This is a genomic window from Vibrio sp. QJM3NY_26 (genome assembly GCF_057786005.1).
Map to the genome: position 1 here is coordinate 772,984 of NZ_CM173516.1, position 23,852 is coordinate 796,835.

The 23,852-nt window shown below is 44.8% G+C and carries 19 protein-coding genes; 9 read left to right on the forward strand and 10 right to left on the reverse strand.

The annotated features are described in order from the left end of the window. Window positions 1-63: 63 nt before the first annotated feature. Both AC3CH4_RS18780 and AC3CH4_RS18785 read right to left on the reverse strand, forming a co-directional pair. Complete coding sequence (locus tag AC3CH4_RS18780; RefSeq protein WP_488544268.1) at window positions 64-2,598, reverse strand: glycosyl hydrolase family 18 protein; 2,535 nt, start codon at window positions 2,596-2,598, stop codon at window positions 64-66. Between the two features lie 428 nt (window positions 2,599-3,026). Then, window positions 3,027-3,491: a DUF2850 domain-containing protein gene (locus AC3CH4_RS18785; RefSeq protein WP_004732753.1), complete on the reverse strand. Its 465-nt coding sequence runs from the start codon at window positions 3,489-3,491 to the stop codon at window positions 3,027-3,029. 307 nt (window positions 3,492-3,798) lie between these two features. Here AC3CH4_RS18785 and ppnP point away from each other — a divergent pair, with 307 nt between their 5' ends. Next, on the forward strand, window positions 3,799-4,080 hold the full coding sequence (gene ppnP / locus AC3CH4_RS18790; protein ID WP_054546124.1) for a pyrimidine/purine nucleoside phosphorylase: 282 nt from the start codon (window positions 3,799-3,801) through the stop codon (window positions 4,078-4,080). Window positions 4,081-4,303: 223 nt separating this feature from the next. Here the strand turns inward: ppnP and AC3CH4_RS18795 are convergent, their stop codons facing one another. Then, on the reverse strand, window positions 4,304-5,176 hold the full coding sequence (locus tag AC3CH4_RS18795) for a pirin family protein (protein WP_054546125.1): 873 nt from the start codon (window positions 5,174-5,176) through the stop codon (window positions 4,304-4,306). A gap of 177 nt (window positions 5,177-5,353) precedes the next feature. Here AC3CH4_RS18795 and AC3CH4_RS18800 point away from each other — a divergent pair, with 177 nt between their 5' ends. After that, entirely contained in the window at window positions 5,354-5,635 is a 282-nt protein-coding gene (locus AC3CH4_RS18800; RefSeq protein ID WP_054546126.1) for a hypothetical protein, read from the forward strand. A gap of 28 nt (window positions 5,636-5,663) precedes the next feature. Here the strand turns inward: AC3CH4_RS18800 and AC3CH4_RS18805 are convergent, their stop codons facing one another. Continuing rightward, a complete protein-coding gene (locus AC3CH4_RS18805) occupies window positions 5,664-6,854 on the reverse strand; it encodes a GGDEF domain-containing protein (protein ID WP_171327748.1) in 1,191 nt (396 codons plus the stop codon). Between the two features lie 333 nt (window positions 6,855-7,187). Between AC3CH4_RS18805 and AC3CH4_RS18810 the strand changes: the two genes are divergently transcribed. The 7 genes from AC3CH4_RS18810 to AC3CH4_RS18840 all read left to right on the forward strand — a co-directional run bounded on the left by AC3CH4_RS18810 (window position 7,188) and on the right by AC3CH4_RS18840 (window position 17,574). After that, entirely contained in the window at window positions 7,188-7,526 is a 339-nt protein-coding gene (locus AC3CH4_RS18810; protein ID WP_146455334.1) for a DUF1840 domain-containing protein, read from the forward strand. 404 nt (window positions 7,527-7,930) lie between these two features. Next, on the forward strand, window positions 7,931-9,325 hold the full coding sequence (gene uhpT, locus AC3CH4_RS18815; RefSeq protein WP_004732760.1) for a hexose-6-phosphate:phosphate antiporter UhpT: 1,395 nt from the start codon (window positions 7,931-7,933) through the stop codon (window positions 9,323-9,325). A gap of 176 nt (window positions 9,326-9,501) precedes the next feature. Continuing rightward, window positions 9,502-10,110 carry a response regulator transcription factor UhpA gene (uhpA, locus tag AC3CH4_RS18820; RefSeq protein WP_004732761.1) on the forward strand — a complete coding sequence of 203 codons (609 nt, stop codon included), beginning with the start codon at window positions 9,502-9,504 and terminating at the stop codon, window positions 10,108-10,110. Beyond that, entirely contained in the window at window positions 10,110-11,606 is a 1,497-nt protein-coding gene (uhpB, locus tag AC3CH4_RS18825) for a signal transduction histidine-protein kinase/phosphatase UhpB (protein ID WP_488544269.1), read from the forward strand. The genes uhpA and uhpB overlap by 1 nt, the downstream gene beginning before the upstream one ends. Before the next feature lie 8 nt (window positions 11,607-11,614). Further along, window positions 11,615-12,955 carry an MFS transporter gene (uhpC, locus tag AC3CH4_RS18830; RefSeq protein ID WP_054546129.1) on the forward strand — a complete coding sequence of 447 codons (1,341 nt, stop codon included), beginning with the start codon at window positions 11,615-11,617 and terminating at the stop codon, window positions 12,953-12,955. Between the two features lie 295 nt (window positions 12,956-13,250). Next, window positions 13,251-14,456 carry a mannose-6-phosphate isomerase, class I gene (gene manA, locus AC3CH4_RS18835; RefSeq protein ID WP_488544358.1) on the forward strand — a complete coding sequence of 402 codons (1,206 nt, stop codon included), beginning with the start codon at window positions 13,251-13,253 and terminating at the stop codon, window positions 14,454-14,456. Between the two features lie 202 nt (window positions 14,457-14,658). After that, complete coding sequence (locus tag AC3CH4_RS18840) at window positions 14,659-17,574, forward strand: alkaline phosphatase family protein (protein WP_488544270.1); 2,916 nt, start codon at window positions 14,659-14,661, stop codon at window positions 17,572-17,574. A 44-nt stretch (window positions 17,575-17,618) separates the two neighbouring features. Here AC3CH4_RS18840 and AC3CH4_RS18845 read toward each other — a convergent pair whose 3' ends face one another. From AC3CH4_RS18845 to AC3CH4_RS18870, 6 genes are all read right to left on the reverse strand, one after another. Further along, window positions 17,619-18,149 (reverse strand): GNAT family N-acetyltransferase, encoded by a 531-nt coding sequence (locus AC3CH4_RS18845; RefSeq protein ID WP_488544271.1) that lies wholly within the window; start codon window positions 18,147-18,149, stop codon window positions 17,619-17,621. A gap of 96 nt (window positions 18,150-18,245) precedes the next feature. After that, a complete protein-coding gene (locus tag AC3CH4_RS18850; RefSeq protein ID WP_010432560.1) occupies window positions 18,246-18,503 on the reverse strand; it encodes an HP1242/YdcH family protein in 258 nt (85 codons plus the stop codon). Between the two features lie 156 nt (window positions 18,504-18,659). Further along, window positions 18,660-19,649: an oxygen-dependent tRNA uridine(34) hydroxylase TrhO gene (trhO, locus tag AC3CH4_RS18855; protein ID WP_017089989.1), complete on the reverse strand. Its 990-nt coding sequence runs from the start codon at window positions 19,647-19,649 to the stop codon at window positions 18,660-18,662. Between the two features lie 313 nt (window positions 19,650-19,962). Next, a complete protein-coding gene (locus AC3CH4_RS18860; protein WP_054546135.1) occupies window positions 19,963-20,877 on the reverse strand; it encodes a GNAT family N-acetyltransferase in 915 nt (304 codons plus the stop codon). Between the two features lie 97 nt (window positions 20,878-20,974). Continuing rightward, on the reverse strand, window positions 20,975-21,691 hold the full coding sequence (locus AC3CH4_RS18865) for a hypothetical protein (RefSeq protein WP_488544272.1): 717 nt from the start codon (window positions 21,689-21,691) through the stop codon (window positions 20,975-20,977). A gap of 274 nt (window positions 21,692-21,965) precedes the next feature. After that, window positions 21,966-23,840, reverse strand: coding sequence for an alkyl sulfatase dimerization domain-containing protein (locus AC3CH4_RS18870; protein ID WP_488544273.1), 1,875 nt, complete (start codon window positions 23,838-23,840; stop codon window positions 21,966-21,968). Window positions 23,841-23,852 lie beyond the last annotated feature (12 nt).

A 23,852-nucleotide genomic window follows, 5' to 3' on the forward strand; every position in this document is an offset into this window, starting at 1 on the left:
TTGGCCTTTGTTTTAGGGATTTAGTTGATGCTTAGTCAGTATTTAACTAAGCACTATTTTTAGTTAGCAGCTTGCAGGACCGATTTCTTTCCACACGCCCCATTGGCCTGTCGTTGTTGGATCTTCACCTGTTGTCCACCATTTCGCTTCCCAAACCTTACCGCCTTGAGTTACTTGGTCGCCGCCAGTGTAGACCGCATTTGAATCCCAAGCGTTAGTACATGTACCGCCGCCAGTGGTTTTCTTAAGAACGTTCACTGAAGTAGCCGCTACCGATGTATCAGTGCCATCGCTGACCGTTACAGAGAAGTTCAGCGTCGTATCTTGCGTGTATTCCGCCGCGACAAAGCTCACTGAAGAACCTTGAACCGTAGCATCAATACCAGCAGGCACATCCCACGTGAAGGTCAAAGTGTCTTGGTCAGGATCGCTCGAAGCCGAAGCATCAACCACGACTACGTCACCCGCATTAACTTCAGCTGGAGCTGAAACAATCGCAACTGGTGCTGTATTGACTGGACCTGTGTCCTTAGGGGTTACTGTTACAACCACTGTGTCAGTTGCAGTAGCACCTTCGTTATCAGTTACCGTTAGGCTGAACGTTAGTACTTCTTGTTGCACGACTTCAACCACATCGAAGCTTGCAACTGCTGCATTAGCGTTCGCCAGCGTTACTGCCGTACCGCTTACTTGTGACCAAGCGTAGCTCGCAATCGTGCCGTCGCTGTCTTTTGAAGCGCTACCGTCTAGAGAAACAGAAGCTGGGCCTTCAACCGATTGGTCTGCGCCCGCTGCTGCGGTTGGTTCACGGTTGACAGGATCTGTTGTTCCGCCCGCTAGGCCTTCATGCATTGCGTTTAGGATATCGCCGTTATCCGCATCAATTTCCCAAGAGAATAGACCCGCAAGGCCAAGGCTACGAACGTACGCGCCTTTTGCTTTTACTGAGCGGTCATCATCAAATGTGATCAGCTTGCCCGAAGTACGGTTCCAAACGTAAGGCGCTTCTGCCATTTCGTCGTAACCATATTCAAAGCCGTTGATGCCTTGGTTGTTTGCACCAAGCATGTTCGCCTTAATGCCTTTGTAATCGATAACGCCATCTTCCCATACACCCTGAGCAGAGCTGCCGGTCAGTTTGCCATTACCTACGCCAGTCATTGGATCACTAGGATCTGAAAGTGATGATGGTAATACGCCTTCCCAACCACGGCCGTACATCGCTGTACCAACCACAAGTTTGTTCGCAGGAACGCCTTGCTCAAGCAGCAATTGGATGCCGTTGTCTGTGGTGTAAGCTGGGCCAGTGTATTGTTCGCCATTTTCATCAAGGCCTGTGCCATCGCATTGACCAGGGCGCATGAAGTTACCGCAGTTTAGTGCTGTTTGGTGACCTAACACGTTGTTCCAACCGCCGTAGAAGTCGTAAGTCATTGCGAAGATGTAATCCATGTATTGGATAGCATCGCCGTAGTTCACGTCTTCAATCTTATCGTGACCAACACCGATCGCTGATGTTAGCTCGTAAGTACGGCCGTTCTCAGCTTCTAGCTCATCCAACATAACGCGCAGCTCTGCCATCAATGCAATGTAAGCAGGGCCGTCATTTACAGGATCACCAAGATCGGGAGCAGCACCGCCTCCACCAGGGAATTCCCAATCGATATCGACACCATCGTAGAATTTCCATGTGTTGAGGAATTTCTTAACCGATGCAACGAACGTGTCTCGGTTGGCTTTGGTTGTGAAATCGAAGAACGGATCCGATAGCGTCCAACCACCAATCGATGGAATGATTTTTAAATCAGGATTACGCTGCTTAAGCGCCATCATCATTGCGTAGTTACCCTTGATAGGTGAGCTGTATTCGTGACCAGCTTGCGGGAAACTCTTTTGGAAAGCGGCCCAAGGGTCATGAATCACCACTTCGTAATCGTTTACACCCTGACAGGCTGTCATGAGTGCGTTGTAGCTGTTGCCGCCTACCGATTTTACTGATTCATTAGGACCACAAATTGGGATGAAGCCGTAAAGGATATGGGTCAAGTTGTCAGCGGGTAGGTTATCAACGGTGTAATCACGACCATAAATACCCCACTCAACAAAGTAAGTGCCTACTACCGTGCTTGGGTCTGTATTGTATGACTTGTTGTTCGGGTCAACATTCATTGCAAGTGGCGCTAAGTGTGAACCATCGGTATCTGCAATCGTGATCTGAGCAGGAGCACTCTTGGCGCAGCCTGTTTCGTCACACGCTTCGATTTCCATCTGAAATAAGCCGCCTTGGCCGTATTCGAATGAAGCTGTAGTTTGGCTGCCAGTAATAGGGCCAGTGGCAACTTTAACGCTATCGAAGTAGATGTTGTACGTGTTTCCTGACGTTCCGCTCCATTGGTTGAACTTGACGTCGACCTTTGCTTTGTCGTGATATTTAACCATCTGGTTGTAGCCTGATGTGGTTTCCATCGCGAGTTCAATTTTGGAAAACTGCAGGTTGTTGGAACCGTACATGTCGATGCTAGGTGCTGTTGGAGCAGCTAATGCTGTACCAGATAGCGCTAGAGCAATGCTCGCAGCACAGGTATTTATACGAATCATACTTTTTCTCTCATTCCTTGAAGGTTACGAGAACCAAATGGCCCCATAAACGGCTCCAGTCAGTTTTGAAGGAGCTTCCCAGTCAGTATTCGAGAGAGTTTTAATTTTATAACTGAAAATAAATCCGTTTTCGATGGACAACTAAAAAATAGTATCTCGTTACAATTCTGTTGCTTAATGAGTGAGAGGCTGAGTCCATGTTTTATAAAATAAAATGCCCTTCAGAAGTAAAATCTCATAAGTGAAAATCCACGACATGAAGTTATGAAAAGATGCGACAAATGATAAGAAAATATCGCAAGTTGAAGCAGTATCACAAAGCGAAGTGTGTTGGGTGAGCGGCGCAGATCGGTAGGTAAATATGAAAGTAGTGATGCGGAGAATACTTTTTACGGAGAAGACTATTATTTAGACGACTGAGAAGGGGATTATCTTTTGAATTGCTCTGCTAAAGAAGCCCGTCTTTGTTGCATCACACTGTGGGTATCACCAGCTGCAGTATCCTCGTAGCCTTCTTTAATAAATTGTTGAGATGGTACGCTTGGCTCTAGTCGCTTCAAGCGAGGAGAATCGTAAGTACCACTGATGGTGTAAACGGTGGTTCCAGAGCCTGTGCTAATCGTGACAATCTTGCCATCAAAATCAAACGAGGTAGCAATGAGGCGATGATTCATCATCACACCATTATCTGAAAGTGTCAGGGTATCAGTATTGTAAGGTGGTGCAGCAATCTCTATCCATGTGCCATAGACATTGCTTGGGCTGACAGATTGTTGGTGGGCTTGGTAAGCAAAATAGCCCGCGGTGAGGGCAATCATAAAACCAGCTAATAGGAAGCTGTAGAGTAACGAGTTGGCAAATAAATCTCTGCTTTTGATCGACTTTTTTGCCATTATCTCTTCATTTTCCCACTGATATTATTTTAGATTCTATTAACTAAAACCTTAGTTTGCAAAAATTGTTATAAGAGTTAGAAGCAGGATCGAATGTTCCAATAAATTTGGTTGCGTTGGCGATTTTTTGCCTGATTCCTTGGTATTTACGTTATCAATGAAAGTGAATTCAATAAATGCCTAAGCTATGCGTATTTATTTCTTGTAGGACAGTCTCGAATTGGTTAAAACAATTATCACCTAGATTTACGCATAGGCTCATTCGTTGAGTCCAATAATTGCAATTTGAAGATAACAAGGAAGTACAATGATTAAAGAGAATACATACTTTGATGGTGGCGTTAAGTCGTTAGCGTTTAACCAAGCTGGCGCTGATGTGAGTGTTGGTGTGATGGCGGCTGGCGAATACACATTCGGTACCGCGGCTCCAGAGAAGATGACCGTTGTTAAAGGTGCTTTAATTGTAAAGCGTGTTGGCGATGATGACTGGACGACATACCAATCTGGTGAGTCTTTTGACGTTGCGGGTGATTCTTCATTCGACCTACAGGTAAAAGAAGCGACAGCTTACCTGTGTGAGTACCTGTAACTCGCTCTAAATTCGTTTAATCAGGGCATCGCTTGTCTCTGATTTAATAGAAAAAAACCACGCTCTAAGAGCGTGGTTAAATAAGTGATAGTAACCGGCAGTGGATAGTGTCACTTGTTTTTGCAGTCATCAAATGGATGACCAAATCGTTGTTCGTTGCAAAATATCTTCAATTCAAATCTCAAAGCTCAAAGCTCAAAGCTCAAAGACAGACATCTGTAAATCAGTAAGTCTCAAATACGCCGTTATTGTAATCCTGAATCGTCTGTTCAATATCTTCCATTGAATTCATGACGAACGGACCATAGTGCACAACAGGTTCATTAATCGGCTGACCAGAAAAAATCAGTACACCTGAATCTTCTAGGCTTTCTAAAGACAACAATTCAGCTTTTGTTAACAGGGCAAGCTGACCTTGCTTGATCACTTTGTCGTTGATCTTAATACTGCCTCGGTACACATAAGTCATGGCATTGTGATTAACATTAGTCCCTAACGTCACTTTTTGCCCAGAATGAGAGCGCCAATCCGCAACGCTTAATGGCACACCTGTTTTCTGCAATGGACCTTGCGCTCGTAAAGCCTCTGAATCATCGTTAGTTTGGTTATGCAGTTCAAACCCACCGGCTATCACTCTCAATAAACCACGTTGTTCACTTTGGTGTTCTGTAATGCTTTCACTCTGGAAGTCGTGATATTGCGCGGGCAGCATTTTGTGTGTTGCTGGTTGGTTTATCCAAATCTGAAAACCGTGCAATGCGCCTTCTTCCATCATCGGCATTTCACTGTGAATCACACCACGACCCGCGGCCATCCACTGTGCGCCACCGCTGCGTAGCTCTCCAATATTCCCCATGTGGTCTTTGTGTTGGAAGTGACCTTGGAGCATGTAAGTGAGCGTTTCTATCCCACGGTGAGGGTGTGGAGGAAAGCCACCAACATAGTCTTTGCTTTCATCCGACTTAAGTTCATCAATCATCAAAAATGGAGAGAAACGCGTGTTATTGAAACCAGCGAGTCTTTGGATTTTGACGCCATCACCATCGGAGGTGGCATGTGCTGCAATCACATGATCTACTGTTCTTACACTCGTCATTTTGAAATCCTCATAAACTTGAATAGCTGTAGTTTATGTAATTCGATTTAAAAAGAAGATGGCATAGCGTTGAGTGACTTATTCGAAAATTTTGAACAGGTAACAGTAATTTTGAACAGGTAACAATATGAAATTATGTCTATACTCAATATAGAGTAGACCGCCAAGGAGGCCGCTATGGCAGTACAGCAAAAACATGGCGAAAGGCAAGGTCGGATGGGCTTTGATAACGACTTTACAACGGAGCAAGGGCAGCGTTTTACCGAGGTTGCGAACAGCGCGGTTAAACGTCGCGTGAAAAAACGTGAGATTGAAGCACCGTTTATTCAGTCGGCTAAGCAAGCTGCTTTTAAAACGGTAGTGAGACCTAGAGGCAATAACCCAAACCGAACACGACAAGTCGTATGGATTATTGTGATCGGGTTAGTGAGCCTATGGCTTATGTATATGGCAGGTTAGCGCGCTTAGCAGTAAGCGATGTTAATGGTTAACGTTGACGCGTTTTTAACAGCGTAACATTGTTCCCTTCGACTTTTGCTTCAAGACAATCTTCAAGCTCAGATGAATCCGATTCTGAGAAGGTTAGATTCGTCGGTAGTTCTTCTATCAAGGTCGATACTGGATTGTCGTGATAATAAGCGTATCGGTTTTTTCCTGAGTGCTTAGCGACATACATCGCTTTATCAGCACATCTCGTCAGTTCATGTAATTCTTGAGCATCTTGCGGATACAAAGACACCCCAACACTGAGCGTCAACTCCTTTATTCTCTCGTTTGTCTGGCAACCACTTTCGAATAACCCGCAAATCCTATCTAAAATACCGTCTAGATCTTTACGAGTTGGTACATCGTAGAGCATCAAAACAAACTCGTCGCCAGCAAAGCGCGCAATCGAATAGTCGTATTCATGGCTTTTTCTGTCTCTGGTTCGGATGTTGTTGCTCAAGCGATTAGCAAAGTGCTGTAAGACACTGTCTCCTACGTCGTGCCCGTAGCTGTCGTTAATACCTTTAAAGTCATCAATATCTAAGAAGACCAATGCCGTAAGTGATCGCTCACTATCCACTGTCGCAAGCTTTTCTACCGCCCAGCGCTCAAAACTCCAGCGGTTTGCCAATCCGGTAAGTTGGTCTCTGTAGGCGAGATCTTCAATGCCTTCTTTATACAGGCGTTGGATGTAACTGACGGCTTTTGTGTAGTAATAAGCGGATGTGTGACACACCAAGCTCATGGTAAACAGGCTAAGAATAAATCTGTGTGTGTTGTTAAATGGCAAAGAAAAGTTGTTGGGCATCGCCGTAATTAAGATGCTGATAAATAGGCAAAATGAGGTACTGAAGACAATGCCAATTCTGAAATCGTTAATGAAAATGACGGCTGCCAGAATCGGATAGAGCCAAAGTATCCGGTCGGGAATAGCGTGACTATACAAGAATAGGATAACCCCTTGTACCAGAAGAACGCCACTCAGAATCAATTCTGAATATTCAGGGTTAATGACTTTTCTTACGTAAAATGCATTGGAGATAGCGATCAGTGCAAAACACAATTCGAAAACCGATAGTGTGTAATGTTGGCCTTGGAAGTAAGCCCAAGTGTAGAAAATGAATAACGCAGCGGCAGTCAGTGAAAAGGAGTGGACAATCTTTTGCTTGCGGGTGGATCGTATGTCCGCCATTTCTTCTAGATGTCTGCCGACCAGCCTTTTCATGTGATTTGTGCCAAAGATTTTGATAATGAAGTTAATAGTAGATTAAATAATAAGCTATGCGGATACTTAGATGGCTATTTAGTGTGATTATTATCAAGGTTTTATATTAAAAATGCCCAACCGATAATAAATAGTGATGCGTATCACTGACGGCGCAAGCTTGTCCGAGAGGGAGGATAATCAAGGTTCGAGTTGGCAAAAGCGATTTAGTTATTATCCACTTGCTTTCCAATGATTTACTCAACATAGTTTGTAGATAGCTAAATGTTTATAGATACCTAAATTTGATAGAGGCTCATTATGTTAATTACCTTTAGTTGCAAGGCTCATGCTAGCGTCACGATGTTTGGTGAGGTAGGTCTTCAGTTCATTAAGATGCTTGGACATAGTGGTGCGATCCCAGGAGCGATTGATGCTTCAGAGGTTCCTCAAGCGCTAAACAACTTACGTGCTGCGATCGCTGCTGAGCAGAGCAAACCGGTAGAGCAAGAAAATGCTGATGACGACAGTGAAGAAGAGGTTGTTGAAGCGCCTGTCAATATCGGTAGCCGAGCTTTTCCGCTAGTCGAACTATTGAAAGCGGCAATCAAGGATGAATGCGAAGTGATGTGGGAAGACGGCAGCGGTAAACGACTGTAGTACGATTCGCGCAAAACACGTAATAAGCCTATTGAATCTATTTTAATAGGAATGAATGTTGAGCCAGTATTGATCATGTCATGGAGTTTGATGGTGATGAATCGACACTGGCGCTTTTTTTAGGCGAAGTGTGTCACTTGTGTCTGTTCGTTTACAAAGTTCATCAGCCTTGAAATGAGTTACTTTTGTTATCGTAATATCAATACATAACAGACCGTAAACAAAGTGATGCTGTTCACGCTTTCTTGACTCCCAATTCTGAACTAGGAATTTTTCTTAGTTATTCTAAGACCCTCTCTCATGCGGTCGATTTTTAGACTCTTTATTATTTCACGGTCAACTAACAAAGAATGCATGGTCGCAATTATGCCGTGCAGACCTCATAAATAATAAGAGAGTTCACAATGTTAAAGTTCCTAGATCAGGTTCGAAAACCGACACTGGATCTTCCGGTCGAAACTAGAAGAAAAATGTGGTTTAAACCCTTCCTACAATCTTACCTAGTCGTGTTCATTGGTTATCTAACCATGTATTTGATCCGTAAGAACTTCAATGTCGCGCAAAACGACATGATTTCTACTTATGGGTTATCAATGACGGATCTAGGTCTTATCGGTCTTGGTTTCTCAATCACTTATGGTATCGGTAAAACCGTCGTTTCTTATTACGCCGATGGTAAAAACACCAAGCAGTTCCTACCATTCATGCTTGTCCTTTCTGGTATTGCCATGTTGGGCTTCAGCTTCAGTATGGGTGGCGGCAGCGCTAGCTTATTCATGATGGTTGCCTTCTACGCATTGAGTGGTTTCTTCCAAAGTACGGGTGGCCCTTCAAGTTACTCAACGATCACTAAATGGACGCCTCGTAACAAGCGTGGTTCGTATTTAGGTCTTTGGAATATGTCACACAACGTGGGTGGTGCTGGTGCTGCTGGTGTTGCTCTGTTTGGTGCGAATTACCTATTTGATGGCAACGTAATTGGTATGTTCGTTTTCCCATCTATCATCGCGATTGTGGTGGGTTTTATTGGCATGCGTTTTGGTAATGATTCTCCAGAAGCATACGGTCTAGGTACGGTTGAAGAGTTGTTTGATGAAGAAATTAGCGAAGAAGATACTATCGCTGAAGAAAATCAAATGACCAAGAAAGAGATCTTTGTTGAATACATTCTAAAAAACAAAGTGATCTGGTTGCTCTGCTTCGCGAATATCTTTTTATACATTGTTCGTATCGGTATCGATCAATGGTCTACCGTTTACGCGTATCAAGAGCTAGGTCTATCAAAAGAAACGGCGATTTCAGGCTTTACTCTTTTTGAAGTCGGAGCACTGGTTGGCACATTGATGTGGGGTTATTTATCCGACCTTGCGAACGGGCGCCGTGCTTTAGTTGCTTGTGTATCGCTTGGACTGATTATTGTCTCTCTAGAGTTCTACCAAAATGCAACGAGCGAGTTCATGTACCTAGCGTCACTGTTCGTACTTGGCTTCCTAGTGTTCGGTCCTCAACTGTTGATTGGTGTTGCTGCGGTAGGTTTTGTACCTAAGAAAGCAATCAGTGTTGCTGACGGCGTGAAAGGCACATTTGCTTACCTAATTGGTGACAGCTTTGCCAAACTTGGCCTCGGTATGATTGCGGATGGCACACCTATTTTCGGCTTAACGGGTTGGAAAGGCACATTCGCAGCATTGGATACATCTGCTGCTATTTGTATTGTTTTGCTGCTATTCGTTGCGGTTGCGGAAGAGAAGAAGATTCGTCACGCGAAGAAGATGCACCTAGCGGCTCAAAACGCCTAGCGAGTTTTCGCAAATAGAGTTTCGGGTAGTTAGTCTCACGTGCTTTATTTGATTAAAGCACGTGAGATCATACCAATCGCTAGTTCGATTCAGTATCATCTCTATCAATAAACTTAATATCAAATAGCTCCTGTCGGGGCTATTTTTCTTTCTTACTCCTAATTTTGGTTAATATCATGATTAATGTTGCGCTTGTTGATGACCACGTCATTGTTCGTTCGGGCTTTGCTCAGTTACTCAGTCTTGAAACTGATATTACGGTCGTGGGTGAATTCAACTCTGCGGCAGAAGCGCGCCTCGGATTGCCAAGTTGTCACCCTGATGTCGTTATCTTGGATATTTCAATGCAGGATGAAAGTGGCTTGAGCTTATTGGAAGAAATTCCATCAGGCATTGCCAGTATCATGCTGAGCGTACATGACTCTCCGGCGATGGTTGAGAAGTCATTAGAGTTAGGAGCCAAAGGTTATCTCAGCAAGCGCTGCAGCCCAGATGAGTTAATCCAAGCCGTACATACGAGCGCAAATGGTGGCTGTTATCTCACGCCTGATATCGCTATAAAGCTTGCGACACCAATGAAGAATAAAGCCTCTTTAAATCAACTCACCCGTCGAGAAAGCGAAGTGTGCCAGTTATTGGCAACAGGGCTCGATGTGAAATCTATCGCCGTTGAGTTAGGAGTTAGTCATAAAACGGTTCATGTACACCGTGCCAATGCCATGGACAAACTCAATGTTAAGAACAACGTTGAGTTAGCCAAATTGTTCACTCAAGATCAGTACTAATGCGCTCCTATCTAGCCACCTCCCTATGTGGGGTTTTTATGGCTGGCTGCGCATGGTTTTGTTTATGGGTTATTGCCTTCTATTTCATTAATGACCCTGAGTTAGCCATTCTGCTTTTTCCATTCTCACTCAGGTTAGGAATGACGCTGCACACTCGCACTCACTATTGGCCTGCTATCTATATTGCAGAGTGGGGGCTCGCGATCGCTCTAGCTCTATTACTGGATGAACCCCAATGGCTGACGATACTAATCGCCAGTGGACTAAGTATTCCAGCTACTCTAATTGCCAAACGTTATTATTCTGGTGACCAGAATCGTCACTTGTTAGTGATGGCGAGCTTAATCATGGTCACCGCATCAATTAACGTTGCCGTGGTGGGTTCTCATGTTCCAGCCGTTTACATGGTGTGGTTAGCGAGTATCACGGGTGGACTGATGCTGGTGCCTATGTGTTATCTGGTCTGGAACTATCTATTCCAAAATAAGTGGGCGCCACTGAGCTCTTACTTAATCCATAATATTGTAGAGTTCAAAATCCGTCACATCGCTTTATACAGTGTGTTGCTGGTGGCCAGTATTTTGATACAAACCAGTTTGCCTGATGAACTAAGGCGCTTCGCCCCATTTTGTATGGCGATCCCTATTATCTTGCTGGCCGTTCGTTACGGATGGCAAGGCGCTTTGCTCGCGACCCTGTTAAACAGTGTTGCGCTGATTGCTGCTCATAGCGGAACATCAAAACTTGAAATTACCGACTTACTCTTGTCTCTATCTGCTCAAACTATTACCGGTATATTGCTTGGCCTTGCGGTTCAAAAGCAGAAAGATCTCAACTCCAAATTGCGAAGCGAGCTTTCCAGAAACCAAAATCTTTCACGTCAGTTAATCACGGCTGAAGAATCGGTTCGTCGTGACATTGCGCGTGAGCTACACGATGAAATCGGTCAAAACATCACGGCAATTCGCACTCAAGCAAGCATTATTAAGCGTGTCGACGCGGCTGAGATGAGCGTTCGTTGTGCGGGCACGATTGAGTCGTTGTCTTTGAATGTTTATGACACCACCAAACGCCTACTCACAAAACTAAGACCTAAGATGTTGGACGATCTTGACCTAAAAGATTCCGTGGAACAGCTTATTCGAGAGATGGAGTTTTCGGATCACGGCGTTGATATCCAGTTAAATTGGCAAGGTGATTACTCGTGTTTGAGTGACACGCTCAAGGTCACTATCTTCAGGCTGTGCCAAGAATCTCTAAACAACGCCTCTAAATACGCCAACGCGAGCGAAATCAGAATTGAACTGATTCTAGATGATCAGGCTTATCTTCGGATCTCAGACAATGGCGTTGGTTTTACAGCGCAAGACCTTCTCAAAGGAATGGGGGTTCGTGGTATGCAAGAGCGTGTTCAGGCGCTCGGTGGCAAGATGAAAATCAACGCTAATGGCTCATCTTCGGGTACCAATATCAGCGTTACATTACCTAAAGTGTGAGAACGAATATGTTTGGATTTCTGCGCTCAACAACGTCAAAGAGTGATGCTCTAACTGATGATGAGATCAATCAGAGTTATCGCTACTGGCGCCTCCACATCATGATAGGAATGTATGTCGGCTATGCCGGTTTTTACTTCACTCGTAAAACCTTTAATTATGCCGCGCCAGCCATGATCACCGACCTTGGCTTGGACAAAGGTGATATCGGCTTAATTGGCACGCTCTTTTATCTTTCTTATGGCTTATCGAAATTTATCTCAGGCACGATATCGGATCGTTCAAACCCGCGCTACTTTATGGGGCTTGGCTTAATCGCAACAGGCTTGATCAATATCGCTTTTGGCTTTTCTAGTTCGTTAGCGGCTTTCATCTCGCTTTGGGTACTGAATGCATGGTTCCAAGGTTGGGGCTGGCCATCGTGTTCTAAGTTATTGACGACTTGGTATTCTCGCTCCGAAAGAGGCTTTCGCTGGGCTATATGGAATACAGCACACAACGTTGGTGGGGCGCTAATTCCTATTCTCGTGGGTTATCTAACGCTGCAATTCAGTTGGCGAGCTGGGTTTATCTGGCCGGGTGTGATTGGTGTATTTATCGGTCTTATCGTTTGTTGGCGCTTACGTGATAAGCCCACCACCATGGGACTTCCGACGGTAGGGAAGTGGCGCAGTGACCATCTAGAATTGGCGCAAGAGAGCCATGGGCAAGGGTTAAGCTATCGAGAAATCCTGAAAACCTATGTGTTCAGCAATAAGTACATTTGGCTGCTCGCCTTTAGCTATGTGTTGGTTTATATCGTAAGAACGGCGGTTAACGACTGGGGTAACTTATACCTCACCGAAGAACACAATTACAGTTTGATAAACGCCAACGCTGCCTTGTCTCTGTTTGAGATTGGCGGTTTCGTTGGTTCACTTGTTGCTGGGTGGGGCTCGGATAGGCTGTTTGGTGGCAACCGCGGTCCAATGAACATCTTGTTTGCCATCGGCATATTTCTTTCAGTTTCTGCATTGTGGTTGATGCCTTTAACCAACTTTGTGTTTCAAGCTGCTGGGCTGTTTTGTGTCGGCTTTTTTGTTTTTGGTCCTCAAATGCTTATTGGTATGGCGGCGGCAGAATGCTCGCACAAAGACTCTGCTGGGGCGGCGACAGGCTTTGTTGGCTTGTTTGCTTACATGGGTGCAGCACTTTCTGGTTATCCATTAGCGCTCGTTCTAGAAACATACGGTTGGAGTGGGTTCTTCATTACCATCTCTACTTGTGCGGCCGTTATTGGCTTGCTGCTGTTGCCTTTCCTACAAGCTCAATCGCCTCAGAAAAGTGCAGAGGTTCGCTCTGGCTTTTAAGGACTCTTCCCGATAACAAGATAGTCGCTGGTGTTTGTATTGTTGCTTGTATCGCTGCTGTAACCAGTGCGATACAAGCAGCTATCTTATTCTCAGCGCTTTCTACTAGTGATGTTCAAATGTGACTCTTTTCACGCTTTTCATCGATCTCACCTGTTTCTAAGAATTTTTCCTATTGCGTCTAAGACCTCATCTCATGTGGGTCCTAGCTGCTCTCTGTAGTCTTTCTAATTATTTACGTTATTAGAAATCAGCTCTCTGAATTATGTTCAAAGGGCTCACTATGGAAAACGCCATGTCACTCAGCCACTTCTCAGAACACTCATTTTTCCCAATGGAAAACACCATCCAAAATTATGCATGGGGGAGCATTTCTTCGATACGTGAGCTGTTTGGCTTTCAGAATGAGTCACAAGAGCCGCAAGCGGAAGTCTGGATGGGAGCGCATCCGAAGGGCTGCTCAATGGTTAAGCTTGACCAACATTTGGTGCCTCTATCTGAATTGATTAACAAGAATAAACCCGCTTATCTATCAAGCGATATTGCGCAGGAGTTCGGTGAACTCCCGTTCTTGTTTAAGATCTTGGCTGCAGAAAAGGCACTATCGGTTCAGGTCCACCCAAATAAGCGCCAAGCTGAAATTGGCTTTGCGAGAGAGGAACAGGCAAGCATTCCTCTGACCGCAGGACATCGTAATTACAAAGACTCGAACCACAAACCTGAATTGGTTTACGCGATCACTGAATACCAAGCGATGAATGGCTTTCGAGATTTCAATGAAATATTAGGTCTGTTCAGAAAGTTGGATTCGAACGAGCTGGCTGGTTTGGTTGAAGAGTTTGGTAACAATATTGATTCTCTAGGCTTAGAAGCGTTTTTCCGCGATCTGTTAACGCTGAATGACCAACGTAAACACCGAGCATTAGAGCAACTTCTGACTCACGCAGCCGCTCACCAAGATCAAGCTGAGTTTGCCTTGGTTACTGAGCTTGGCCATCAGTACCCGAACGATATCGGTCTGTTTTGTGTTCTGCTACTTAACTTGATCACACTAAAGCCGGGTGAAGCGATGTATTTGAATGCGAACACTCCGCATGCTTACATTAAGGGAACCGGGCTCGAGATCATGGCAAATTCAGACAACGTGCTGCGAGCAGGTTTAACGCCCAAACACATTGATGTCGCTGAATTAGTGGCGTGTACAGAGTTTACGCCAATCCCGTTTGATCGCTTGTTGTTAGCGCCCTCAAAACTGGGACAATGTGATAGTTATGATATCCCTGTCAGTGATTTTGATTTCAATATATTTCATCGCCCTCAGCGAGAAGAAGTCATCACAAGCGGTGCTGAAATTTTAATGGCGATAGACGATGATTTAACGTTAATGAGTCAGAAAGGTGAGCATTTAACCCTTACTAAAGGGCAATCGGTATTTATCCCAGCCTATATTGGCCATTACGAATTGAGCAGTAACGGGCGAGTGGCCAGAGCGTTTAATTAGGGGAATAGCTGTCGTCTAACATTAGAAAGCTTTCGGGCTTTGGGTATGCGGTAAAGTCGTAGAGATATTAGTAAGAATAAACATTTCATAACAATAAGAGCTCTTTGAATCAGAAAACAAACGTTTTCATAGGTTGACTAATAAATGCAAACTGAAACAATAAGTCGCATTTATAGAAGTGTGTTGATCTAAAGGAAATTTGATGAGCTCTTATTCTCACGTTCGCAGTTACGCCAGTTTATTCAGTGTCTTATCGTTGGCGGTTGCGTCAGCTCCGAGTGCGGCTGATATATCAACAACGCCCGTCATTGGTGGCGTGTTTAGCTCCAGTGAAGTGTTGAAAAATCAGGTGCTTTCAAGCCTAAGTTACTCTGCCAAACTCACTCGTGATGCGGCTCTTTTCACGATTGGTGGCGTTACATTAGATGCGTATATTCTCGCTCTCCCTTTAGATGTCAAAACAAAAGCCAGAGTCGTTGCTCAGTTATCCAACCCGACGTACTCAATTCCTTTGGGTTATTTTCTTTATAGTTATTACGACCGCTATTCAGGCTTGGGCAGTGAAGATGTATTCAAATCTTACTTGTCGACGGTTTATGATGAGCAGGCATTAAAGGGCTTTGAACATAGCCTCTATCATGTTGGAGATAAGCCAACCTCAGAGCATCATGAGCCAGATACCTCGACTGAAGCAACGGGACATCATGAAGGTATTCGTATCGATGAACAGTTCATTGCCAACATGGTGGTTATCTACGATGCGTTATTCGAAATTGGTGTTTGGCAGGATATGGACACGCTCCCTGCGAATTACACATACTTAACCAATAGCTCTGAAGATCTCGCGATCATCGCTCAGATTCAACCGATCATCGTTGATTTGATCGATAAAGCGGCATTGGGAATGGATGACGGCGACATGAAGTCTGCAATGTTGGCGATTGCAGAAGATGGTAAACCAGAAAACGCTGATAAGCAGAATAACAAAGCACAAGCTCTTACCATCACGCTTATTGATTTTGTGCGCTTAAACTTGCTGAAAGCCTACCGACAGTTTGTGTTTAAAGAAGAACGTGCAGAAGCGCTCGATGATTGGATGCAGCAAGCGTTCAGTGACCAGCCTGATGCGCTCATTCAGTTCTTAGAATCCCAACAGAACAAGCGCTTTGCGGTCCAAGTGACCGTCGATGGTTTACAGCAGGGGTTGATCGAAGGCTTGGTCGATGAAGATTCACCTTTCATTTCTGTTGCTTACCAAAATCATAAAAACCGAGCGCAATACAAACCTAAGCTAGAAACGGTGATTGAGCCTGAGCATCAACAGCAGGCGAGGTTCATGGAGGTTCTGTCTGAACAAACCTACCGTGATCCGAATTATCTTCCGTTCTTCAAAAAACTCTATCAAGAACATCTAGACAATATTAGCCGAGTGGGTATCTCTTCAACTCCCACAATCAGCGTACGTAACCTACCGATCATTAAAACGGGCGCTAAAGTATCAGGGCAAGGTGGCACTGGTATCCCTAATTTCCACTTTGTTGACCGAGAGATCGACCGAGCGTATTACTTCTTTGGTAATGATGCCCTGCAGTTGGATGTGTTGATGGCAAACAACAAGGTGCAGACCATGTTTGATCGCCTTGATTACCTGAAAACGTTGAACTGCAACGCCCAATACGATTGGAATGCTCACACGACTTACGACGGGCTAGTAAACCTAGGTTTGGGTGAGTCACTGCGTGATTATGGTGAGAAACGCTGCGTTAAAGAGCTTCAAGAACGTTCAGAAGTCGAAGTGGTTTTGCAAGAAAAGCGTCAAGCCTTGATTGAAGATATTGAGGCGTATCAGTCTATATCTGGCTTTGATTTTTTCACCAAGTTTTCAAAGAGAGCTCAGGTTAAACAGTCGATCACTCAGTTTGCCGAGTTAGATGGAAAAGGGATGCCGGATTACACCTTGGTTTATAACCCATGGCCGGATCACTTCGCGCACTTTACCGGTCCTTTTAGTGACGAAATTCTGATGCCGACTGGAGAGCTTAACCGACTGGACTATTGGATTCGCCAGATTGAAGCGACCTACCGCAGTGCAGGCGTTTACGATAAAACGCTATGGGGCATGGCTGGGGATCATGGTTTAACGCCGGTGTTCTACGCGCTCAATCCCGAAAAGCAGGTATTTGAAGGCTTACAAGCAGAGCTAGAGTATCCAATTGTGGTGAAGAAGATATCTTCAGACGAGGGTGAAGGGCCTAAAATCACCAATGCTCTAAGCTACCCAAGCTCGAAGGAATTGGATGTGGTGGTCGCCTCGACTGCCGGTGGTAACTTCATGATGGACTTCTTTAATTCGGCTCAAGGGTGGCAGGTTCAGCCTGTTTACCAAGAACTCACGCAGTGGTCTCCGATTGCAGCGCCAGCTGGTCAGAATATCGATATCATTAATCAGATAGCGCAACGCTTGCCTGAAAGTCTTGATTATATGGTCGTAAGAGAAAGCACATGTGACCAACAACGTTGTGCGGTTCGTGTAATTGGTAACCGAGATTTAAAACGAGTCGACGAATTAATTACCCGCGAAGGTGACAAGCTTTTCTATGAGTCATTGGAAGACAACCGAGCACCGATTTTGCTCAATACGCAAAGGTTAAATCCATACCTAGCATCACCAAGCGAAGCTGATTTTGCACAGTATTCTCAATTGGTCGAAAAATGTATTAACCGAGCGGTTAAGGCGGATGTGACAACGTGGTGTAGCAGTGCTGAGTGGACTTCATTGACGCAACCAACACCTCGACCAGATTCAGTGAATCAACTGGCTAATATCTACCTTGAAGATAGGGCTGGCACGGTTAACTTGTTCCCTAAAGCGGGAATTGGCTACAACACCAAGGTACCGGGGCGTCATGCTGGTGAGGATTACTTAGAGAAAGATGCTTTCATCGGATTCTGGGGAGCGCCAATTGGCGATAACTCTCAGCAACTGAAAATCGAAGCTAATGGATCTTTAGCGCCAACGCTGTTTGAGTATTTGACCGGAGAACCTGTGGTCGAAGGCGAGAACGGTTGGGGCTTTCCGTCGTTGATTGAGAAGTTAGATATTTCAAGCGCGCGCTAAAGTAAACGCTCTCTACCTAATCGCTATCTGTATTTTCTCTATGGTTAGCGAGACTTAGACTTAGAGTTAGCTAGGTTGAGAGCCATCCCCACAAAATCTTCATCACTGTCATCAATAACCTGATAGCCAAGTGACTGATAAAAGCGAATGGCGCGGGTGTTACTTCTAAAGCTCGACAGAGTGACTTGGTTTCGTTGCTCTTGATGGGCTTTTTCGTGGATGAGTGACATGACTTTTTTACCAAGAGATTGATCTTGGTATTGAGGGGAAATGATCAGCAGATGAATATGGTATGCGTTGTCATAAGGCTTAAAACACACAAGTCCAATCCTCTCTTTTCCTCGGTATACCCAATGAAACCAAGAGGGATGGTAATCGTTTAAAAGTCGTTGGCGTTGGAAGTCGTCATCCCAACCGAAAACACTATCGACGTGTATGAAAAGACTTTGTTTAACACACGTAAACCGTTCTTCGAATTCAGAATTTGAAACGAGCTGGAATTGTATATTCTCTTCTTTTATTACCACTCTGATTGCTTCCTTATCAAACGCCTTTGAATAAGCAAACAGTAACATGATTGAAGAAGCCGAATTAGCTTAGATTTGCGATGTGATAAAACCAAAAAGCCATGCGTGATGCATGGCTTAGAATAAAGTCTTGGATTGATTTTTCTATACGATCTTAAGTGCGTGGTGGCGCGTGAGCTGCTTGTGTAGCGAGTCTTTTAGCGCCATGCGTTCAACTTTGAGGTTGTGCATGCTGTCGTCATCGATAGGGCTGCCAGAGATTTCTAGCTGACGGATGTCGTAGTCGAGTTGGTGGTATTTCTGCATGTCTGCTTTGAATTTTTCGTCGTCGTGGTTGAGCTGAACAATGTCTAATTTAAGATCTGGGAAATCTAAGATAAAGGCATGGTTTTCATTGAGCATTGGCACTTCCTCACTTGTCTAGTTAACTTCAGTATAGAGCCTATTTTTGAAGATAAATGTGTTCCTAAACACAAAGCGAGAGTAGGATCAAAAAAGGGCATTAACGTTCCAGTTTGGATGCGTTAATGCCCTTTGTTATTTTAGTAGGATCAAATACTACTTCGCTTTCTTCCCAGAACGTTGCTGCTCTTTGTGTGCAAGCTTTTCTTTCTTACGTTGATCGATAAGGTGAGCGGCTTCGCCACCTACGTGGGTTTCGCCACGAGCATTCGACAGTTGAACTTGCTTTTCACGTTCGCGGAAACGGGCTTTCTGCTCGTCGCTGTGCTTATCAATACACTTAGGGCAGCTTACGCCTTTCTCGAAGTGCTCAGAGGCTTTGTCTTCGTCAGTGATTGGCAGACGACACGCGTTACACACATCGTAACCGCTCTTCTCTAGCTGGTGGTTTACTGCAACACGACCATCAAATACGTAGCAGTCGCCTTCCCACATGCTCTCTTCTTCTGGTACTTCTTCTAGGTACTTAAGAATGCCGCCTTCAAGGTGGTAAACCTCATCAAAGCCTTGCTCTTTCATGTAGGCCGTTGATTTTTCACAGCGAATACCGCCAGTACAGAACATTGCGACTTTTTTGTGTTTCTTAGGATCGAGATTTTCTTCAACGTACTGAGGGAACTCGCGGAAGGTTTCTGTGTTTGGGTTTACAGCATTTTTGAATGTACCGATGTCGACTTCGTAGTCGTTACGAGTATCAACCAGAATCACATCAGGATCAGAAATCAAAGCGTTCCATTCGTTTGGTTTCACGTAAGTGCCGACAACGTGGCGTGGGTCGATACCCTCAACGCCCATGGTTACGATCTCTTTCTTAAGCTTAACCTTGGTGCGGTTGAATGGTTGTTCTTCGTTGAACGACTCTTTGTAAACAACATCAGCCAAACGAGAATCTTGTTTGAACCATTGAAGAAGAGCGTCGATCGATTCGCGCTTACCTGCAACAGTGCCGTTGATGCCTTCGCTCGCAAGTAGCAAAGTACCACGGATTTGGTTGGCTTCTAACACGTCAGTGAGTGGCTGGCGAATTTCTTGGTAATCATCAAGTGCTACGAATTTATACAGAGCACATACAACATATTGAGACATGGTTTTTCCTTTCTGCGAGCTGGAACGTAAATCCAGAGCGGTTGCCTTTTATGATACAGACTGAGTTTGATTTACTCAGGTTTGCCCATATTGGCTTATTAAAATCCGCCGCAGTATAACCAAGCCAAGGAAGGACAAAAACCAACCAAAAGTAGGGCTATTTATCAATTCGATTTGTGTGGTTTTAGGCTTGCAAAGATCCATACTCATGGAGTGGGATGAATAGGTAAGAGAATTTTACATGTATGCCTGCCAAAGCTGTGTGATTGGCAGGCGAGTAATGTATTGAGTCGCTTAATCTTTTACGAATCAATTACAGGTGAGTAGGTAGCGTAAACTCTTGTGTTTCAGTGGCTTCATTGAGTCGCTCTCTCGTTAATCGCATTGGCGTTACGGGCATCCCATAGAAGTCGAACTTGTCACCTAAAACCTCTCCACCCAGTCCTTTTACGATATTGACAGTCGTGTCGCGCGCTTCGATATGGATCTCGTTGATGTCTTTCGACGCCTGAACTAACGAGTAACGAGCCAATGCTTTTCCTATGCCAAGGCCGCGGAATCGGTTGTCGACAACAAAGCGCCCCCAGTGCCATTCTCCATCGCTCTCCCATGCCGCGACTGCGCCCAAAACATATTCTCCTGAACGTGCTAACCACCATTTCTGAGGAATGTCAGGGGATAATGGTATGAGATGTTGTGGGATACTTTGTTCACCCGAAAAGGTATCTCTGATCAAACTGTCGATCTCAGTGCGGTATACCGAAGTGCAAGCTTCGAGCTGAATTCTGGCTTTGTTGTGCGTGGCGTTTTTCTGAAAAGCGCTGAGTCGTAATGTTCTTAGTCCATCAATCACATTTTGGGTATCTTCTGGGCTCATTAGGTTCAGCAATTGAGACAGTTCATTGTTGGCTGACTCATCGGCTTCTTCTAACCTTTTCAATCCTTCAGCTTTGAGTGAAAAGTACTTCTGACGTTTATCCGTCTCACTCAAAGATGGTTCGATATATTGTTTTTCTACTAGGGAGTTGAGGGTTCGGCTAAGAGAGGCTTTCTCGACGCTGAGCTGTACGCTGAGCTCAGAAAAGGGTGTGACTCCATTCTTACGTAGATAGGTAAGAAGGTGGACTTGTGTCAGTGATAAGCCTGAATTAAGGCAGTTTTTATCCAATAATCCAAGCTCGCGAACGAGATAACGTAACTCGCTTCTGATCTGCATAACCGATGACATACTCACTCCATAGAAATATACGTTGATAGTATCAACAATAATCCCAAAGACCGTTCAATGTCAATAATGTTGATACTATCAAAGAATTCTCTACGCTTTAGAACTGATAGTTGAATTCAATACGTTGGTCACCTTCAAAGTAGTCTTGATCTTGAGTCCAGTTGGCATAGTATCTTGCGTTAAAACGCGGTGTGAATTGATAGGAAATCGATAACTCATTGGTGAAGATATTGCTATCTCCGGCCATGCCTTGGTCAACAAACGAGTCAGAACCAGCAATCGACGTTAACCACATTGGGTTGTAGTTAATCCATATGTTTTCGGTGACCGTGATGCGGCTGTACATACCTACCACGGCATATACACCGGGAATTGTGTAGCCCACAGATGTGTCGATTTTATAAGCGCCAGAATCCGTATCGACCACTTTATCAACCTGACCATTCATGATACGAGCGCCAACTCCAGCCAAAGGATAGAGCTGTATCGCACCCCATTTTGGTAGCGTTTGAATAAAGCTGTATGAAGCGTCTAACTGTTCTTGCTCGACGCTGTAATTCAAATCGATTTGTTTCCCTTGGCCATTAGTCTTATCAACGGTGAAATTACGAAAACGAACACTATCGATTGAATCATCGCGGTGGTTCGAGCCTGACCACCCTAGCTGTTCGCCTGCCACCCCTTTTATTTCGACGATGTTCATCCCCATCGTGATATCACTGCCCGTATCATAAGATTGTCCGATTTTGATATTGAGCCCTTTGTCTGAGATACCGAAACCCGCTTGAGTGTAAACCGCGAGCGGATCAGACATGTCTTGGACTTTTTCAGGTGTGGCGCTTTCTGTCGACGGCATCACTTCTTGAGGCGAAGTCTTCTGAATGATATCTGTTGTGTCGGAAGTGTTTTATTGAGCAAACGCATTCGATGTTAATAGGAGCGGCGATATGGATGCGATGAGTGGTACAGTTTTCATGTTTTTCTCTCTTTGATTTTTTCTGGTGCTTAAAAAGCTTTTATTTGGCGCTAAAAAAAGCGGCTCCAAATGGAACCGCTATATCTATCGGCATTGATGGTGAATTGGCGTGTTAGTTAGGTAGAACTAGGTTGATGTCATTCGCTTTGTTATGGTCGAACAAGCTAAAGAACGTATCCACTGATTGACTGTTGCCTTCGATGGTTGCGTTACTGACATCGCCAGAGGCGAAATAACCCAGAACCTCTAACTTCTTGCCGCTTAACGTTGCATCTGCGCTTGGATCTTGCTCTAGAGAGAAAACAGCAATCTCGTTACGTACCGTGTAGTTCGCGACTTCTCCGGTGTCAGATACCTGAATGTTGATAGATAATTCTTTCCCTTGAGCACGGTCTGCATTTAGGTTTACGCGCTCGGTTTCTAAGATTTTGGTGGTTGGTAGTACCTTCACAATAGCTGGGTTAGCAAAATCCCATGCCACAGAGCGGTCTAATGTACCGTCCAATTCTGCTGCGTTAGAAATCGCATAACCTCTCCAGTAAATATTGGTTTGAGCGTAACCCCACTCACGAAGTGCTTGCGCTTTTAGGTCACGCGCTTCCATGTTGTCAGGATCTGCATTGTTCACGTGAGTCAGCACTTCTGCCGCCCAGCCGTAGTTCTTCTCGGCATACGCGTCGCGAGCAATATCGATGACTTTATCTTCGCCGCCCATCGCATCAACGTAATCTTGAGCCATGTCTTTCACGCCCGGACGAGCCAGTTTGGTTGCATCACCGTCCCACCAGCCAAGATAGCCGTTGTAAATGTTACGAACTGAGTGCGCCACTGTACCGTAGTATTCGCCCAACCAAGGGTCGTTGGCTAAGTTCTCAGGCAGGACAACTTTTTCTGCTAACTCATCGCGCTTGATACCGCGGTTGATGTTGTAGATTGATTGGTCGTGTACAAATTGAATCGCATCACGGTAGTTGGTTATGCGCTCATTGATGAAGTCGTGTCCAACCCATGCTCGCATGTGAGAACCACTATAGGTATTCGATTTTTGTGCGTACTCAGATAGCGTATCAATGCCTTTGTACCACTCTTGCACATCACGATATTTGGTGCCGCGGAGTGTATACAAATTCGGGAATGTTTCGCCTTGGATCGTTTCGCTGCCGTGTACGTGTTTGAATTGTGGGAAGTAGATATCGACTTCATCGTCACCCGCATCGCCGTAAGCACCAAATACTTCCATATCGATACCAGAGACGGTAATTTTCAATGGCTCATCATTACTTACCAAGACATTTGGCATGAAGAAAGAGATAGGGCCAGCTGTAAATGTTGGGCCTAGGCCGAAGTGAGCAGGGCGACCTTTTTCCCCTTTAGGTAAGTAGACACTCGCGTAAGCCGTACGTTGAGTCAGGATTTTGCCTGTTACGCCAACATCGTTCACAAGGTTAGGGATAAAGTTATCTGATGCGATGATTTTTACTTCGCCTGACTTAACCTGTTCTTCTGTTACGCCCCAACCAGCAGCACCAAAGGCGTGGTCTGGATGACGGTGGGTGTAAATTACCGCTTTAACAGGCAGTGTTGAAAATTGGTTGAATGCCTCCATTGACTCTTTAGCGGCGGTATCATTTTCACCAGGGTCAACAATGATAAGCCCGTCATCACCGACTGCTACAAGGGTTGAAGCTAACTGGAAACCTGAGATTGAGTAGAGTTTTCCCGGAGCGATTTCTTGGATTTTTGGTGCCATCTGCTTTGCAAATTCAGTCATGGCAACAGGCATGTATTCAGAGCTCTCAGTGAATGCTCTGTTGTGTTCTGCGTCTTCCCAGACCACTTTTGCTAAGTGGCTTTGTACTGAATCGTTAGTGAAGAACGTTGGATCCGAACTGCGCACTAAATTCTGGTCCATTGCGAACGCTGAGCTCGCTGTTGTGGTAAGAAGTGCGATGCATATTGACTGAGTTAAAAAGTTTGAAGCTTTCATTGGTGATTCTCT